The organism is Caballeronia sordidicola, assembly GCF_001544455.2.
Lineage (GTDB): Bacteria > Pseudomonadota > Gammaproteobacteria > Burkholderiales > Burkholderiaceae > Caballeronia > Caballeronia sordidicola.
In genome coordinates, this window is the sequence record NZ_FCOC02000010.1 from 113,262 (window position 1) to 127,900 (window position 14,639).

13 protein-coding genes are annotated in these 14,639 nt (G+C 61.7%); 9 read left to right on the plus strand and 4 right to left on the minus strand.

Annotation, left to right across the window (positions count from 1 at the left end; genetic code table 11):
• The first annotated feature begins 68 nt into the window (after nt 1-68).
• The 7 genes from ahpF (at nt 69) to AWB64_RS17300 (ending at nt 8,077) form a co-directional block, all read left to right on the plus strand.
• Entirely contained in the window at nt 69-1,658 is a 1,590-nt protein-coding gene (gene ahpF / locus AWB64_RS17270; protein WP_060856655.1) for an alkyl hydroperoxide reductase subunit F, read from the plus strand.
• A 207-nt stretch (nt 1,659-1,865) separates the two neighbouring features.
• A complete protein-coding gene (locus AWB64_RS17275) occupies nt 1,866-2,333 on the plus strand; it encodes a hypothetical protein (protein WP_060856656.1) in 468 nt (155 codons plus the stop codon).
• A 179-nt stretch (nt 2,334-2,512) separates the two neighbouring features.
• Nucleotides 2,513-3,589, plus strand: a complete 1,077-nt coding sequence (locus tag AWB64_RS17280) for an LLM class flavin-dependent oxidoreductase (protein WP_060856657.1) — start codon at nt 2,513-2,515, stop codon at nt 3,587-3,589.
• Nucleotides 3,579-4,175 (plus strand): cysteine dioxygenase family protein, encoded by a 597-nt coding sequence (locus tag AWB64_RS17285; protein ID WP_060856658.1) that lies wholly within the window; start codon nt 3,579-3,581, stop codon nt 4,173-4,175. The genes AWB64_RS17280 and AWB64_RS17285 overlap by 11 nt, the downstream gene beginning before the upstream one ends.
• Nucleotides 4,172-5,773: a rhodanese homology domain-containing protein gene (locus tag AWB64_RS17290; RefSeq protein ID WP_060856659.1), complete on the plus strand. Its 1,602-nt coding sequence runs from the start codon at nt 4,172-4,174 to the stop codon at nt 5,771-5,773. Before AWB64_RS17285 ends, AWB64_RS17290 begins: the two co-directional genes overlap by 4 nt.
• A 131-nt stretch (nt 5,774-5,904) precedes the next feature.
• Nucleotides 5,905-6,840, plus strand: a complete 936-nt coding sequence (locus AWB64_RS17295) for an ABC transporter substrate-binding protein (RefSeq protein ID WP_060856660.1) — start codon at nt 5,905-5,907, stop codon at nt 6,838-6,840.
• 118 nt (nt 6,841-6,958) lie between these two features.
• Nucleotides 6,959-8,077, plus strand: coding sequence for an LLM class flavin-dependent oxidoreductase (locus tag AWB64_RS17300; protein WP_060856661.1), 1,119 nt, complete (start codon nt 6,959-6,961; stop codon nt 8,075-8,077).
• A gap of 49 nt (nt 8,078-8,126) precedes the next feature.
• On the opposite strand, the gene AWB64_RS17305 is transcribed toward AWB64_RS17300, so the two are convergent.
• The 4 genes from AWB64_RS17305 to AWB64_RS17320 all read right to left on the minus strand — a co-directional run bounded on the left by AWB64_RS17305 (nt 8,127) and on the right by AWB64_RS17320 (nt 11,851).
• Nucleotides 8,127-9,113 carry an ABC transporter substrate-binding protein gene (locus tag AWB64_RS17305; protein WP_060856662.1) on the minus strand — a complete coding sequence of 329 codons (987 nt, stop codon included), beginning with the start codon at nt 9,111-9,113 and terminating at the stop codon, nt 8,127-8,129.
• A gap of 83 nt (nt 9,114-9,196) precedes the next feature.
• Nucleotides 9,197-9,907 (minus strand): ABC transporter ATP-binding protein, encoded by a 711-nt coding sequence (locus AWB64_RS17310; RefSeq protein WP_060856663.1) that lies wholly within the window; start codon nt 9,905-9,907, stop codon nt 9,197-9,199.
• Nucleotides 9,904-10,782, minus strand: a complete 879-nt coding sequence (locus tag AWB64_RS17315) for an ABC transporter permease subunit (protein ID WP_082850522.1) — start codon at nt 10,780-10,782, stop codon at nt 9,904-9,906. Before AWB64_RS17315 ends, AWB64_RS17310 begins: the two co-directional genes overlap by 4 nt.
• 127 nt (nt 10,783-10,909) lie before the next feature.
• Nucleotides 10,910-11,851: a LysR family transcriptional regulator gene (locus AWB64_RS17320; protein ID WP_060856664.1), complete on the minus strand. Its 942-nt coding sequence runs from the start codon at nt 11,849-11,851 to the stop codon at nt 10,910-10,912.
• Nucleotides 11,852-11,969: 118 nt separating this feature from the next.
• Between AWB64_RS17320 and AWB64_RS17325 the strand changes: the two genes are divergently transcribed.
• Nucleotides 11,970-12,890: a dihydrodipicolinate synthase family protein gene (locus tag AWB64_RS17325; protein ID WP_060856665.1), complete on the plus strand. Its 921-nt coding sequence runs from the start codon at nt 11,970-11,972 to the stop codon at nt 12,888-12,890.
• A gap of 54 nt (nt 12,891-12,944) precedes the next feature.
• Nucleotides 12,945-14,528 carry an aldehyde dehydrogenase (NADP(+)) gene (locus tag AWB64_RS17330; RefSeq protein WP_060856666.1) on the plus strand — a complete coding sequence of 528 codons (1,584 nt, stop codon included), beginning with the start codon at nt 12,945-12,947 and terminating at the stop codon, nt 14,526-14,528.
• Nucleotides 14,529-14,639: the final 111 nt, after the last annotated feature.

A 14,639-nucleotide genomic window follows, 5' to 3' on the forward strand; every position in this document is an offset into this window, starting at 1 on the left:
TTCGCGGCCCGGATGTCTGTCAGCACGCCTCCAGAACAAAATCATCTTTAAACGGACTCGAAACCGCCATGCTGGAAGCCAACCTCAAGACTCAGTTGAAAGCGTATCTGGAAAAGGTCAGCCGGCCGATCGAGATCGTCGCTTCGCTCGATGACTCGCCGAAATCGGCCGAGTTGAAAGATCTGCTCGACGAAATCGCCACGCTGTCGGACCGCATCGCGGTGATCGAAAAGCGCGACGATTCGGAGCGCAAGCCGTCGTTTTCCATCGGCGAACCGGGCAAGCCCACGGGCATCCGCTTCGCGGGCATTCCGATGGGCCATGAATTCACATCGCTCGTGCTGGCGCTGCTGCAAACCGGCGGCCACCCGGTCAAGCTCGACGACGCCGTGATCGAACAGATCCGCGCGCTCGACGGCGACTATCAGTTTGAAACGTATATCTCGCTGTCATGCCAGAACTGCCCGGAAGTCGTGCAGGCGCTGAACGTGATGGCGCTCATCAATCCGCGCATCCGCCAGGTCACCATCGACGGCGCGCTGTTCCAGGACGAAGTCGAACAACGCCAGATCATGGCCGTGCCGACCGTCTACATGAACGGCGAAGTGTTCGGCCAGGGCCGTACCGGCGTGAAGGAAATTTTGGCCAAGCTCGACAGCAACGCTGGCGCGCGGGCCGCGAAGGAACTCGAAGGCAAGGGCACGTTCGACGTGCTGATCGTCGGCGGCGGCCCGGCTGGCGCGGCTGCGGCCATCTATTCAGCGCGCAAGGGCATCTCGACGGGCGTGGCTGCTGAACGCTTCGGTGGCCAGGTGCTGGACACGCTCGCCATCGAAAACTTCGTCTCGGTGAAGGAAACCGAAGGACCCCAGTTCGCGACGGCGCTGGAACAGCACGTCAAGAGTTATGACGTCGACATCATGGACGTGCAGCGCGCCGAAGCGCTCGTGCCGGGGAAGATTCATGAAGTGCGCCTGGCCAACGGCGCGGTGCTGAAGGCAAAGACGATTGTGCTGGCGACCGGCGCGCGGTGGCGCGAAATCAACGTGCCGGGCGAGAAGGAATATCGCAATCATGGCGTGGCGTATTGCCCGCATTGCGACGGTCCGCTCTTCAAGGGCAAGCGGGTCGCTGTGATCGGCGGCGGCAATTCCGGCGTTGAGGCGGCGATCGATCTGGCCGGTATCGTGAGCGCGGTGACGCTGATCGAATTCGGCGCCGAGTTGCGTGCCGATGCCGTTTTGCAGCGCAAGCTGCGCAGCCTGAAGAACGTGACAATCGTGACGCAAGCGCAGACCACGGAAGTCACCGGCGACGGCAAGAAGGTCAACGGGCTTTCCTATAAGGATCTCCGCTCGGGTGACGCGAAGCACATCGAACTGGAAGGCGTGTTCGTGCAGATCGGCCTCGTGCCGAATACCGAATGGCTCAAGGGCACGGTGGAATTGTCGCGCCACGGCGAAATCGTGGTCGACGCAAAGGGCGCAACGTCAGTTCCAGGCGTATTCGCCGCTGGCGACGTCACGACGGTGCCGTACAAGCAGATTGTGATTGCAGTGGGCGAAGGCGCGAAAGCATCGCTTAGCGCGTTCGATTATCTGATCCGCAATTCAGTGCCAGATGAAGTCGAAGCAGGTGCTGAAGAAGCGGTCGCGTGATTTTAATTTTATTGCCGGCCGGATATTAATCCGCTAGGTATTCAGCTTTACCGGACCGCCCGATAATCGCGATGCGATTGATTATCGGGCGTTTTGCTTTTCCCGCGTTTTTTCTCAGTTTTTCCTCACCAATCCTCTGAGGAAATCTAAAGTTTCCTTTTGCCATGCCGTAGAAGCTTGAAACATCAGCCTTCGAGGTGAGCGGCCATGGGAATCCTGGACAACACCCTTTTTACTTTCTTTCGCGGCGACGCGCGTGCAAATCCTGCTGTAAGCCAAAGGCTTGAGCGGACGCTGGAGCGGGAAAGCGCGCTGCGGCGTGAACTGGCGCAATTGAAAACGCGGGTAGCGGCAAGTGCGCCGGAACTGCAGGTCAAGATGGATCTCATGCAGTTCGATGTCACCCAGGAGAAAGCCGCGGTTGCCAGCCTCACCGCGGCATTGATGCAGGCGCAGGAAGATCTGGAACTGGAGAAAGCGAACCGCTCGGCCGCCATCCATTTGCTCAAGAAACATGGCGTGGTGGACGGCGTTGCATATTCCAGCTTCACGCGCGAGGAACGGGTCGAGCTGATTGCATCGGCAATGGATGAAGTCGTGGGCAGCGAGACCACCCTTCGCTGGAAAGCCCGCTCGCCGGCCAGCGCAAAATCGAGTTCAAGGAAAGGCGCTTGAAGGAGCGTGAATACTAGGAGGGTCTGCGTTCTGCCAACCCTACCTTTCCGATATGTTTAGCTCGGATCGATATTTAAGATTCGCATATGCCGATGTTAGCCTTCAAGGCAATCGGCAGGCGTCATGAAGCATTTCTTCGCGCACTGCCTGTCAGTGTCATTTAGCGAGGAGCGTCATTCGTGAGCGTCGAATTCATCGGCATGATCCAGCAGCACAAGGTCTCGGAAACCCATCTGGCGCGCGGCCCGGCTGTCGATATTGGCTACACGCGCGACTTCGCGCAGGCCCACGAGAAAGCCGGCTTCGATCGCATTCTCGTCCCCTATCAGTCGACCAGCCCCGACGCCATGCTGACGGTCGCCTACGCGGCCGGCGTCACGGAGCGCATTCATTTCATGCTTGCGCATCGTCCGGGATTTGTCGCGCCCACACTTGCCGCACGCCAGATCGCGACGCTCGACCAGTTGAGCGGCGGCCGCCTTGCGGTGCACTTCATCTCGGGCGGCAGCGATGTTGAGCAACGCCGCGACGGCGACTTTCTTTCGCACGACGAACGCTACGCCCGCACCGACGAATATCTGCATGTGCTGCGCCGCGTTTGGACCGAATCAAAACCCTTCGATCACGAAGGCCGCTATTACCGCTTCGAACAAGCGTTCTCCGAAGTCAAGCCAAAACAGGCGCCATACGTGCCGATCTACTTCGGCGGTGCATCGACGCCAGCCCTTGAAGTGGCTGGCAAGCATGCGGACGTGTACGCGCTCTGGGGCGAGTCGAAGGATCAGGTTCACGAGCAGGTGACACGCGTTCGCGCCGAAGCGGCCAAACACGGGCGTGACGTGCGCTTCTCGGTATCGTTCCGGCCGATTCTCGCGGCCACCGAAAAGGCCGCATGGGAACGCGCCGACCATATCCTCGCAGAAACACGGCGGCTGCGCGCGCAACAAGGTCTGGGCGAAGCGACGCCTCAGCAGAGCGAAGGCGCGCGCCGCCTGCTCGCGGCGGCGGGAGACGGCGTGCGCGCCGATGACCGCCTCTGGACCGGTGTCGCAAAAGAAATTGGCGGACGTTCGAATTCAACAGCGCTCGTAGGCACGCCTTCACAAGTTGCAGAAACGCTGGCCGAGTATCACGCGCTGGGCGTCACCACATTCCTGATTCGCGGCTTCGATCCGCTCGAAGACGCGCTCGACTATGGCCGCGAACTGATCCCGCTCACCCGCGAGCTGACATCGCGGGTTGCACATGCCGCTTGAAAAGTTGCGGGGGTTTATCGGCGAGATTGCGCAGCTTGTCGATGACCGTTTGCCCGAAGCGCAATTGCTCGAACGCGGCGCGGCATTGCTTGGCGCATTGATCGCTGAAGATGACTGGCTGCCCGATGCCTACGCGCAACCGTCGCCTGACCGGTATCAACAATTTCTGCTCTACGCCGATGCGCGCCAGCGCTTTTCGGTCGTCAGCTTCGTCTGGGGACCGGGGCAGCAAACCCCGGTTCACGATCACACGGTCTGGGGACTCGTGGGCGTATTGCGCGGCGCCGAGCTCGCGCGTTCCTACGTTCGCGATGACCATGGCGCGCTGATCACGAAAGGCGAGGACGCGCTGCTCGAACGCGGCGCGGTCGCAGCGGTGTCTCCGCACATTGGCGATATTCATCGCGTGAGCAATGCGTTCGATGACCGCGTATCGATCAGCATCCACGTGTACGGTGCGAATATCGGCAGCATTTCGCGGCATGTCTATCCCGCCGATGGTCCGCCGAAACCGTTCGTCTCCGGCTACACCAACGACACGCTTCCCAATCTCTGGAACCTCTCGAAGGAACGACTTCATTCATGAGCGCCACCCCTCTGCGCAGTTTCAACGACGTGCGCGAAGCCCTTATTTCAAAGCGCGAAATCGCCTTCCTCGATGTACGCGAAGAAGATCCGCACGCGCAGCGCCATCCGCTGTTTGCCGCGAATTTTCCGCTTTCGAAGATCGAGCTGGATGCCTTCACCAAGTTGCCGCGCCAGAGCGTACCGATCGTGCTTCTGGATGACGGCGAAGGTCTCGCACCACGCGCGGCGCGCCGTTTCGAAGCGCTCGGTTATACCGATGTGTCAGTTTTCGACGGCGGGCTGAAAGGCTGGGAACGTGCTGGCGGCGAAGTCTTTCGCGACGTCAACGTCCCGAGCAAGGCGTTCGGCGAGTTGGTGGAAGCGAAGCGGCACACGCCGGCGTTATCGGCCGAAGCCGTCAATGCCTTGCTGAAAAGCGGCGAGGATGTCGTCGTGCTGGACGCCCGCCGCTACGACGAATATCAGACGATGAACATTCCCGGCAGCATCAGCGTGCCGGGCGCTGAACTCGTATTGCGCGCACGCGCGCTCGCGCCTGATCCGAAGACGCGCGTGATCGTGAATTGCGCGGGGCGCACGCGCAGCATTATCGGTACGCAGTCGCTCGTGAATGCGGGGCTTCCCAATCCTGTATCGGCATTGCGTAACGGCACGATCGGCTGGCTGCTTGCAGGCCAGACGCTCGCGCATGGCAGCGCCACGCAGTTCGCCGCCACCGACGGCCGCGCGGACGAAGCACTGCATGAAGCGTCGCGGGAATCGGCGCGTTCGGTGGCGGATCGCGCCGGTGTCAAGCGCACGACCTACGCCGACGCGCAACGCTGGGCGCAAGACACGAACCGCACGACCTATCGCTTCGATGTGCGCACGCCGGGCGAATACGAACACGCGCACGCATCCGGTTATCAAGGCGCGCCGGGCGGCCAGCTCGTGCAGGAAACGGAGATGTTCGCGCCCGTTCGCGGCGCGCGCATCGTGCTCTTCGACGACGACGGCGTGCGCGCCAACATGACGGCGTCGTGGCTCGCGCAGATGAACAACGACGTTTATGTGATCGATGACGCAAGCAGCGCCCCGCTCACCGAACACGGCCCGTGGCGCGGTGCAAAACCGCAGCCCTCCGCCCTTCCGGCGATCACCGCGAAAGATCTCTCCAAGCTGCTGGACGATCCATCGAGCCAGACGATCGTGCTCGACTTCACCGCAAGCGCGAATCATGTGAAGGGACACATTCCGGGCGCATGGTGGGCCGTGCGCTCGCGGCTGCCCGAAGACTTGCCCGCATTGCCGGACGCGAAGCAATACGTCGTCACCTGCGCATCAAGCGCGCTGGCAGCCTACGCCGGCCCCGAGGTTGCGGCGCTGACCGGCAAGCCTGTCCTGCTGCTTGAGGGCGGCACGGCGTCATGGATTGCGGCCGGCCTGCCGCTCGAAAAAGGCGAGACACGTCTGGCTTCGCCGCGCATCGATCGATACAGGCGGCCGTATGAAGGCACCGACGGGCCGCACGAAGCAATGAACGCGTATCTCGAATGGGAATACGGCCTCGTCGCGCAGTTGGAACGCGACGGCACGCACGGCTTTTTCGTGATCTGAAGTAAAAGGAATGACGCGCGCGGGCGTGACGCGCGTCATTCCAAGAGCGACGATTAGCAAAGCAGAACTATGCGTTTGTCTAATGTCCCGGCGATCCGTATTGTGAATCTTTTCTCTTGCATGGATGATTCATGAAACGACGCAGTCTTCTGCTTAGCGCCGCCCTGACTGCTTTCACGGCGCTCGCGCCGCTTGTCTCGAACGCCGAAACCGTTTTGAAAGTCGGCGACCAGCAGTTGCAGACGCGCGGCATTCTTGAGGCATCGGGACAGTTGAAAGACGTCCCTTACACGATCGAGTGGTTCAACTTTCCCGCAGCACAGCCGCTGGGTGAAGCATTGAATGCAGGCGCAATCGATGTCGGCGGTTTGGGCGACGCGCCGTTGATCTTCGCTTACGCGGCAGGCGCACGCGTTCGCGCCGTGGCCGCCACGCGCTCTCAACCTGTCGACCTTGCGATCCTCGTGCCGGAAGGCTCGCCGATCAAAAGCGCGGCCGACCTGAAGGGCAAACGCATTGCAACCACACGCGGGTCGATCGGCCATTTCCTTGCCGTCGCCACGCTGGAACGCGCGGGCATCAAGCTCTCCGACGTCACGTTCCAATACATGCAGCCTGCCGACGCCAAGTCGGCACTCGAATCAGGCAACGTGGACGCATGGTCCACGTGGGACCCTTACGTTGCGCTCGGCGAATTGCGTGACAAGAACCGCAGCGTGGCGAATGGCGTGGGCCTCTCGTCGGGTCTGAGCTTTCAGGCCGCAACCGATGCATCGCTTGCAACCAAGCGCGCGCAAATCGATGACTTCGTGCATCGCGTGGCGGAAGGCCAGCGCTGGGCGTTGACGCATCCGGATGAAGTCGCGGCAATCCAGTCGCGCGTGACGCACTTGCCGGTCGATGTGCTCAAGGTCGTTTATCAGCGCGCGCAGTTGAAGCCGATCGTGATCGACAAAGCCGTGATCGCCGAACAGCAACGCACCGCCGACCTGTACGTTCGCGCGGGCGTGATCAAGACCACGCTCGATGTCACGCCAAGCTTCGATACCCAATTCACCGCGCACTGACGGGTCCCCTCATGACCCTCTGTTCGCGCTTGCACAACAACCCGGCGCGCATTTGCCGAAAAGCATTCGCCGTACCGCATTCGCCACGCTTCAATACTATTTTTGAGGAAACGTCATCATGAGCGTTGAATTCATCGGCTATGTCAGTCATCAGGAATCGAGCGAAATCCACTTGCCGCAAGGACCCGCAGTCAATCCGCCGTACATCGCGGCAGTTGCCCAGGCGCATGAATACGGCGGTTTCGACCGCGTGCTGATTGCGCATTCGAGTGCGTCGCCGGACGGCTTTCAGATCGCATCGTTCGTGGCGCAGCAGACGAAGCGGCTGGGTATCCTGCTTGCGCATCGGCCAGGCTTTGTTGCGCCGACACTCGCCGCACGCCAGCTCGCGACGCTGGATCATTTCAGCGCGGGACGCACGGCGGTCCACATCATTTCCGGCGGCGACAATACGGAACAGCAACGCGACGGCGATTTCCTCGAACACGACGACCGATACAAGCGCACCGACGAATATCTCGACGTCGTCAAGCAATCGTGGACAAGCGAAAAACCATTCGATCACGATGGCGAGTTTTATAAGGTACGTGGCCATCGCTCGTTGATCCGCCCTGTGCAAAAGCCCCACCTGCCGGTGTATTTCGGCGGATCGTCGGAAGCCGCCATACAGGTTGCAGGCAAACATGCAGACGTGTTCGCGCTCTGGGGCGAGTCGCTTGCGCAAGTCGCCGAGACCATCGAACGCGTGCGTGCCGCGGCCCGTGTGCATGGACGCGAGCATGCAATCCGCTTCAGTCTCTCGCTGCGGCCGATCATTGCCGCCACGGAGGATGCTGCGTGGGCGCGCGCCGAATCCATCCTGGAACGGGCGAAACAAGTGGTAACGAGCAATCCTAACTTCACGCGCCGTCCGAGCGAGCCGAAAAACATCGGTTCTCAGCGTCTGCTCGCCGAAGCGGCGAAAGGCACGGTAGTCGATAAACGGTTGTGGACAGGGATCGCCGCGCTGACAAAAGCGGCGGGCAATTCCACGTCGCTGGTGGGTACGCCCGCGCAAGTGACCGAAGCGTTGATCGAGTACTACCGTCTTGGGATCTCGACGTTCCTCATTCGCGGTTTCGATCCGCTTGAAGACGCGCTTGCTTATGGACGCGATCTTTTGCCGCTCGTGCGTGCCGCCGTGGCGAAAGAAGAAAGCGCGGGCGCCGTGGAGGAACGGGAGACGGTCCACGCCTGATTCAGGCACTGTGAAACCAATGATCCGGGCAGGATTCCTGCCCGGATCATCACACCTTCGCGAGATAGTCCGATACGTTGATCTTCTGCGGCAAGACGCTGCGTGCCGCGAGCCAGTCCGCCGCTTTCTGCAGGTCCTGAACAAAGGCCTTATCGGCGACGCCATGCATGTTGAACTTGCGCTTCATGCCCGCAAGCGTATTGCGGACCTCGTCGCTGTAATGACCTTGCTGCTGCGCAATGGTCTCGGCTTCCTGCGAATTGTCCGACGCCCATTTCGCCTCCTGCTGATAAGCTGCGTTCACCGCCTTCACGATATCGGCGTTGTCTTCCGAAAACTTGCGCGTGGTCACGTACGAGTTGAAATCGATCTGGAAATCCAGGTCGCGCCCTTCCAGGAAGATGTTATGGCCTTTGTAGTTCGCACGCGCAATATCGACGCCGGGACTCCACATGGACCATGCATCGATCTTGCCTTGCGAGAACGCCGGCGCTGCATCGGGCGGATTGAGGTACACCATCTTCACGGCATCGCGCGGCACCTTGTGCTTTTCGAGCGCGGCCACCAGCAGGAATTCTCCAAGTCCCGAGCGATTCACCGCAACGGTCTTGCCGACGAGATCCTCGACCTTATCGATACCCGACCCATCCTTCGCAATGATCGCCGTGCTACGCGGATCGACCACGCAAAACTGCGTGAACACAAGTGGCGAACCCGCGATCATGGCCGCGAGCGCGGGCGTCGTGCTGCCGCCGAAACTGAAGTCCGCGCTGCCGCCGGTCACAGCGGCGAGCGACGGCGCGTGATTCGGAAACGGTCCGATCCATTGCACCTTGATGTTGTCCCTGGCCAGCGTCTTTTCGAATTCGCCGCGGACCTTCGCGAGCATCGGCAGGCCGCCGAGTCCCCATCCAAGGCGCACGGTATCGGTCTTGCGGCTGCCGCACGCAGCGAGTCCGGTTGCCAACGCCGATGCAGCGACGGTGCTTTGAAGAAAACGGCGGCGGGACCACGGAGACTTGCTTGCAATTGACATGGCGGTTCTATCTGGAACGGGTGAACGGGATCGCGCCCGGCGTTTTTGCGGGCGAGAGGCGACAGTGAAACAAGTTGAATGGGCTAATGAGCAGCAGTATCGGCGTCAACACCGAGTTGCGCGAGCAGCGTGTCGCGCAAGGCCGCCCTGGTCTGTTCCGTCACCCGATACTCGGCGGCAATCGCACCGTCACGCATGATCAACGCGCGATCGGCGAGCGCGATGGCTTCATCGACGTCATGCGTGACGAGCAACACACCGGGCTGATGGCGTTCTATCAGATGTTTCACCAGCCGCTGCATCCTGATTCGCGTGAGCGCGTCGAGCGCGGCAAAAGGTTCGTCGAGCAGCAGCAACTGGGGCTCCTGCACAAGCGCACGCGCGAGGGCAACGCGCTGCGCCTGACCACCAGACAGATTGCGCGGCCAGTCTTCGAGGCGTTCGCCAAGGCCCACTTCCGCGAGCGCGGCTTGTGCGGCGGCACGGCTTTGCGGACCAGGCGCGAGACCAAGCGCGACGTTTTGCTCAAGCGTTTCCCATGGCAGCAGGCGCGGTTCCTGAAACACGATGGCAGGCAGGCGCGGCCCGTCGATAGAACCGCCATCAACGGGATCGAGTCCCGACAGCGCCCGCAGCAACGTGGTTTTGCCACAGCCGCTTTCGCCGAGCAGCGCGACGAATTCGCCGCGTTCGATCCGCAGATTCAGACTATCGATCACAACACGCTTGCCATACAAGCGTCGCAGGTTACGAACGACGACGGCCGCGCCCGATGGTGTCGACGGTGCATTCATGAGCGCGGAGCCTTTGCAAAGTTCACGTGCCACGACAGCAAGCGGCGCTCGAGGAAGCGCGCGAACGCATCGGCCAGCACGCCGATCACGGCATAGATCACAATGGTCATCACGATCACATCGGTACGCAGGAATTCGCGTGCGTCCATGGCGAGAAAACCGATACCCGTGCTGGTCGCAATCGTCTCGGCCACGACCAGCGCGAGCCATGCGGTGGCGAGCGCATAACGAACGCCGGCCAGCACCGAAGGCAACGCGCCCGGCAATACGATGCGGCGGATCAGCGTACGGTTCGACAGCCCGAGCACGCGGCCAAGTTCGATCAGCTTGGGATCGACCTGTCGAATGCCTAGCACCGTGTTGATATAAATGGGAAACATCACGCCCAGCGAGACGAGAAAGATCTTGCCCGCCTCGCCCACGCCGAACCATACGATCACCAGCGGCAACACGGCGAGAAACGGAATGGCGCGCAGCATCTGCACGTTGCGGTCCAGAAAAGCCTCCGCGACTTTTGAAAAGCCGACAGCTGTACCGAGCGCAAAACCAATCGACCCGCCGATCACGAATCCTGTTGCGGCGCGCAGCAGGCTGACCGCCATATCGCCGAGAAGACGCCCTTCCTTGACAAGCTGGAATGCCGTGAGCGCGACCTTCGATGGCGCCGGCAACACGTTCGGCGACAACGCGCCGAGACGTGCGAACAGTTCCCATACGATCAGCAACAAGACGGGCATGCCCCAGGACACATAGCGCAGCCACGGCGCTAGCGCGGCGGCATGGTTGGCTTTGCGGGCGATCGGCGGCAGCACATCGGCATCGCGATCATCGGCGGCATGGAGAACGGATGACCCGCGGGCGAATACTTCTGCCATGGGTGGAAGACTCCTTTTGTCCATAGTCCAGCAGCAACAAGCTACTAGCCACACGATGTTAAACAAAAGGAAAAATACTGGAACCACATAAAACTTCTATGCTTAGAACGCGTGCCGCGCTAAGACTTCAACCCTCCACCGCCCGCCCGTGCGCCAGCGCCATCTGAACGAATTGCCTGCCCATTGGCGACAATACGCCTACACGGCGCGTAACGATGCCGAAGGTCTGCGACTTCGACTTGAACCCGATCGGCACGATACGCAGCATCCCATGCTCGCAAAAAACCCGGGCCACGCCCGCGGGCAACACCGAAACCAGGTCGGCGCTGCATCGAAGCAAAGTCACTGTGACAAAGGTCGACGCCGTGGAAATCGCGCTCATCGGCACTTGCGCGCCGGCCAGGTCCATCTCGCGCGCGAGCATCGCCTGCATGGGCATTGCGCTCGGGTATGTCACCCACCTGTGCCCGGCGAGGTCCGCAAAGCTCAGGTCACCGGAAGGAAACGGCGGGTGGTCGTAACCCACCACCACCGACAACGGCTCGTCCCCAAGCGGCTGATAGTGATACTTCGACGGCTCGTCGCTCACGATCGAGCGGCCGACCACGAGATCCAGGCGTCCTTCATCGAGCAGCGACAGCATGCGCGCGCTCGTGTCCTCGACGATTTCTATCGATAACCCCGGGTTGCTCTCCTGCAAACTGTTCAGGACCGGCACGACCAGATCCGGCACCGATCCCATGATGGCGCCTACCGCCAGCCGCCCGCCCGTGCCGGAGCGAATATCCGCGACTTCCTGGCACAACGCGGTCAGGTCGGCCGCGAGCAACCGCGCGTAGCGGATCACGCAATGCCCGAACTGGTTCGGCACGAGCCCCTTCTTCGCGCGCTCGAACAGCGGCCCTTCGAGCATGGATTCGAGTTCGGCAAGCGCCTTGCTCGCGGCGGATTGCGTCATCGACATCGCGCTCGATGCCTTGTGCAGCGACTTGTGATCGTCAAGCGCAATGAGCAGTTGAAGCTGCTTCATGCGCAGGCGGCTCATCAATACGTCCAGCGTCGATTTCATGGCGATAACCGGAAGGTTTTGGGTGAGTCGCGAAAGCGATCACGAGATGGAAAGGTTTCACTATACAACGCCAGCACGCTCGCCCTATAGTGGCCCCAAATCAGAATTGGAGACTTTCATGACCCAACCGATCTATCGCGGCGTGTTCCCGGTCGCGCCCACCGTCTTCGATTCCGCCGGACGGCTTGATTTGAACGGCCAGCGCCGCGCGATCGATTTCATGATCGACGCCGGATCGCACGGCCTATGCATCCTCGCCAATTTCTCCGAGCAGTTCGCCCTCACCGACGACGAACGCGCCGCCGTGCAGAAAACGGTGCTCGAACACGTGGCCGGCCGCGTGCCGGTGATCGTGACGACCACCCATTTCAGCAGCGACGTCTGCGCGGCCCGCAGCCGCGCGGCGCAGGACGCGGGCGCCGCGATGGTCATGGTCATGCCGCCATATCACGGCGCGACCATCCGCGTGGGCGAGCGCGGCATTTACGAATTCTTTGACCGGGTTTCAGACGCAATCGATATCCCGATCATGATTCAGGATGCGCCCGTCGCCGGCACGCCGCTCTCTGCGCCCTTCCTTGCCAAGCTCGCGAAGGAAGTGCAGAACGTCTCGTACTTCAAGATCGAGACGGCGCAGGCGGCATCCAAGCTGCGTGAACTGATCGAACTCGGCGGCGACGCGGTCGTGGGCCCGTGGGATGGCGAGGAAGCGATCACATTGATCCCGGATTTCGATGCAGGCGCAACCGGCGCAATGACCGGCGGCGGCTATCCGGACGGTATCCGCAAGATTGTCGATGCGTACACGGCCGGCGACACGGAACGCGCCGCCGACCTTTACGAGCAGTGGCTACCACTGATCAATTACGAAAACCGCCAGTGCGGCCTTGCAGCCTGCAAGACGCTGATGATGGAAGGCGGCGTGATCCGTTCGGACGCAACGCGCCACCCATTCGCGCCGATGCACCCCGCCACGCGCGCCGGCCTTCTTAAAGTCGCACGCCGGCTCGACCCGCTCGTCCTGAGCTGGGGCAAATGACGCATGCATCCACGCCTCTTTACACACTGACACTATCCAAGGATTCGAATCATCATGGAAATTTCCAGCGATCTGTTGATCGGCAAACAGAGTGTTCACGGCACGAACGGCGCGATCAAGGGCGTCGATGCGGCCACCGGTGAACCGCTCGCCCCGGCCTTTGGTGGCGCGACGCTGGCGCAGCTTGAAGACGCATGCGCGCTTGCCTGGGCAGCGTCGGATGTGTATCGCGAATTGCCGCTCGAGACACGCGCCAGATTCCTCGAAACGATCGCGCAGAACATCCTTGATATCGGCGATGTGCTGATCGAGCGGTGTGTCGCGGAAAGCGGCTTGCCGCGTGGGCGCATTGAAGGCGAGCGCGGCCGGACTGTCGGCCAGTTGCGCATGTTCGCGGCAGTCGTGCGTGAAGGCGATTTCCTTGGCGTGCGTATCGATCCGGCGCAGCCGCAGCGTCAGCCGCTGCCGCGCGTGGACCTGCGCCTGCGTTACGTGCCGCTCGGTCCGGTCGCCGTATTCGGCGCGAGCAATTTTCCGCTGGCGTTCTCGGTGGCTGGCGGCGACACCGCTTCCGCATTCGCCGCAGGTTGCCCCGTGATCGCGAAGGCGCACTCGGCGCATCCGGGTACGTCGGCGCTGGTCGGCGCGGCCGTGCAAAAAGCGGTCGCGGATTGCGGCTTGCCTGAAGGCACGTTCTCCCTTCTCTTCGATAGCGGCCGGGATATTGGCCAGGGTCTGGTGTCGGACCGGCGCATCAAGGCAGTCGGTTTCACCGGCTCGCGCGGAGGCGGCACGGCGCTGATGAAGCTCGCGGCCGCGCGTCGCGAACCCATCCCCGTCTACGCGGAAATGAGCAGCATCAACCCTGTCCTGCTTTTTCCGAACGCGCTGAAGAATCGCGGTGCGGCAATCGGCAAGGCGTTCGCAAGCTCGCTCGCCCTGGGCGCCGGTCAGTTCTGCACGAACCCGGGACTGGTCCTCGCGGTCGATGGACCCGATCTCGACGCTTTCATTCAAGCAACCTCGGCCGCGCTCGCCGATATTCCCGCGGCGACCATGCTGACGCCGGGCATTCACCGCGCGTATGTATCGGCGCTCGGCAAGACGGCCGAACACAGCGATGTCAAGACGCTCGCGCGCGGCGGCGAAGCCAAGGGCGCAACGCAGGGGCAAGCGGCGCTGTTCTCGACGACTGCCGCAGCATTTCGCGCGAACGCGGAATTGCAGGAAGAGATCTTCGGCGCGGCTTCGCTGATCGTGCGTTGCCCTGACCTTGCCACCCTGTTCGATCTGATCGAAGAACTGGAAGGTCAGTTGACGGCAGCACTGCACATCGATGAAGCCGACTACGCCGATGCCGCCAAGATCCTGCCCGCACTCGAACGCCGTACGGGGCGGATTCTCGTGAACGGGTTCGGCACAGGTGTGGAAGTGGGCCACGCAATGGTCCATGGCGGTCCGTTTCCATCCACCGCCGATGGACGTTCCACGTCGGTCGGCAGTCTCGCCATCGATCGTTTCCTGCGCCCAGTGAGCTATCAGGACATGCCCGATGCACTGTTACCCGATGCGCTCAAGACGGAAAACCCGCTTGGCCTGAATCGTCGTATCGACGGCAAGCTGCAGTTGAGCAAATAAAGTTGTTCCAGGCTTCGGGGCGGCGGTCGACTGCTGCCCCGAACGCCGATCCATTCGTGTGCGGAATCTCCACGAGCGCACGTCTACACCTTCCCCTCCAGCGCATGCCTC

Coding starts and splice junctions, on each gene's coding strand:
- AWB64_RS17295 (WP_060856660.1), top strand. CDS start 5,905: ATGAAACGACGCAGTCTTCTGCTTAGCGCCGCCCTGACTGCTTTCACG.
- AWB64_RS17305 (WP_060856662.1), bottom strand. CDS start 9,113: ATGTCAATTGCAAGCAAGTCTCCGTGGTCCCGCCGCCGTTTTCTTCAA.
- AWB64_RS17315 (WP_082850522.1), bottom strand. CDS start 10,782: ATGGCAGAAGTATTCGCCCGCGGGTCATCCGTTCTCCATGCCGCCGAT.
- AWB64_RS17275 (WP_060856656.1), top strand. CDS start 1,866: ATGGGAATCCTGGACAACACCCTTTTTACTTTCTTTCGCGGCGACGCG.
- AWB64_RS17325 (WP_060856665.1), top strand. CDS start 11,970: ATGACCCAACCGATCTATCGCGGCGTGTTCCCGGTCGCGCCCACCGTC.
- ahpF (WP_060856655.1), top strand. CDS start 69: ATGCTGGAAGCCAACCTCAAGACTCAGTTGAAAGCGTATCTGGAAAAG.
- AWB64_RS17285 (WP_060856658.1), top strand. CDS start 3,579: ATGCCGCTTGAAAAGTTGCGGGGGTTTATCGGCGAGATTGCGCAGCTT.
- AWB64_RS17290 (WP_060856659.1), top strand. CDS start 4,172: ATGAGCGCCACCCCTCTGCGCAGTTTCAACGACGTGCGCGAAGCCCTT.
- AWB64_RS17300 (WP_060856661.1), top strand. CDS start 6,959: ATGAGCGTTGAATTCATCGGCTATGTCAGTCATCAGGAATCGAGCGAA.
- AWB64_RS17310 (WP_060856663.1), bottom strand. CDS start 9,907: ATGAATGCACCGTCGACACCATCGGGCGCGGCCGTCGTCGTTCGTAAC.
- AWB64_RS17320 (WP_060856664.1), bottom strand. CDS start 11,851: ATGAAATCGACGCTGGACGTATTGATGAGCCGCCTGCGCATGAAGCAG.
- AWB64_RS17330 (WP_060856666.1), top strand. CDS start 12,945: ATGGAAATTTCCAGCGATCTGTTGATCGGCAAACAGAGTGTTCACGGC.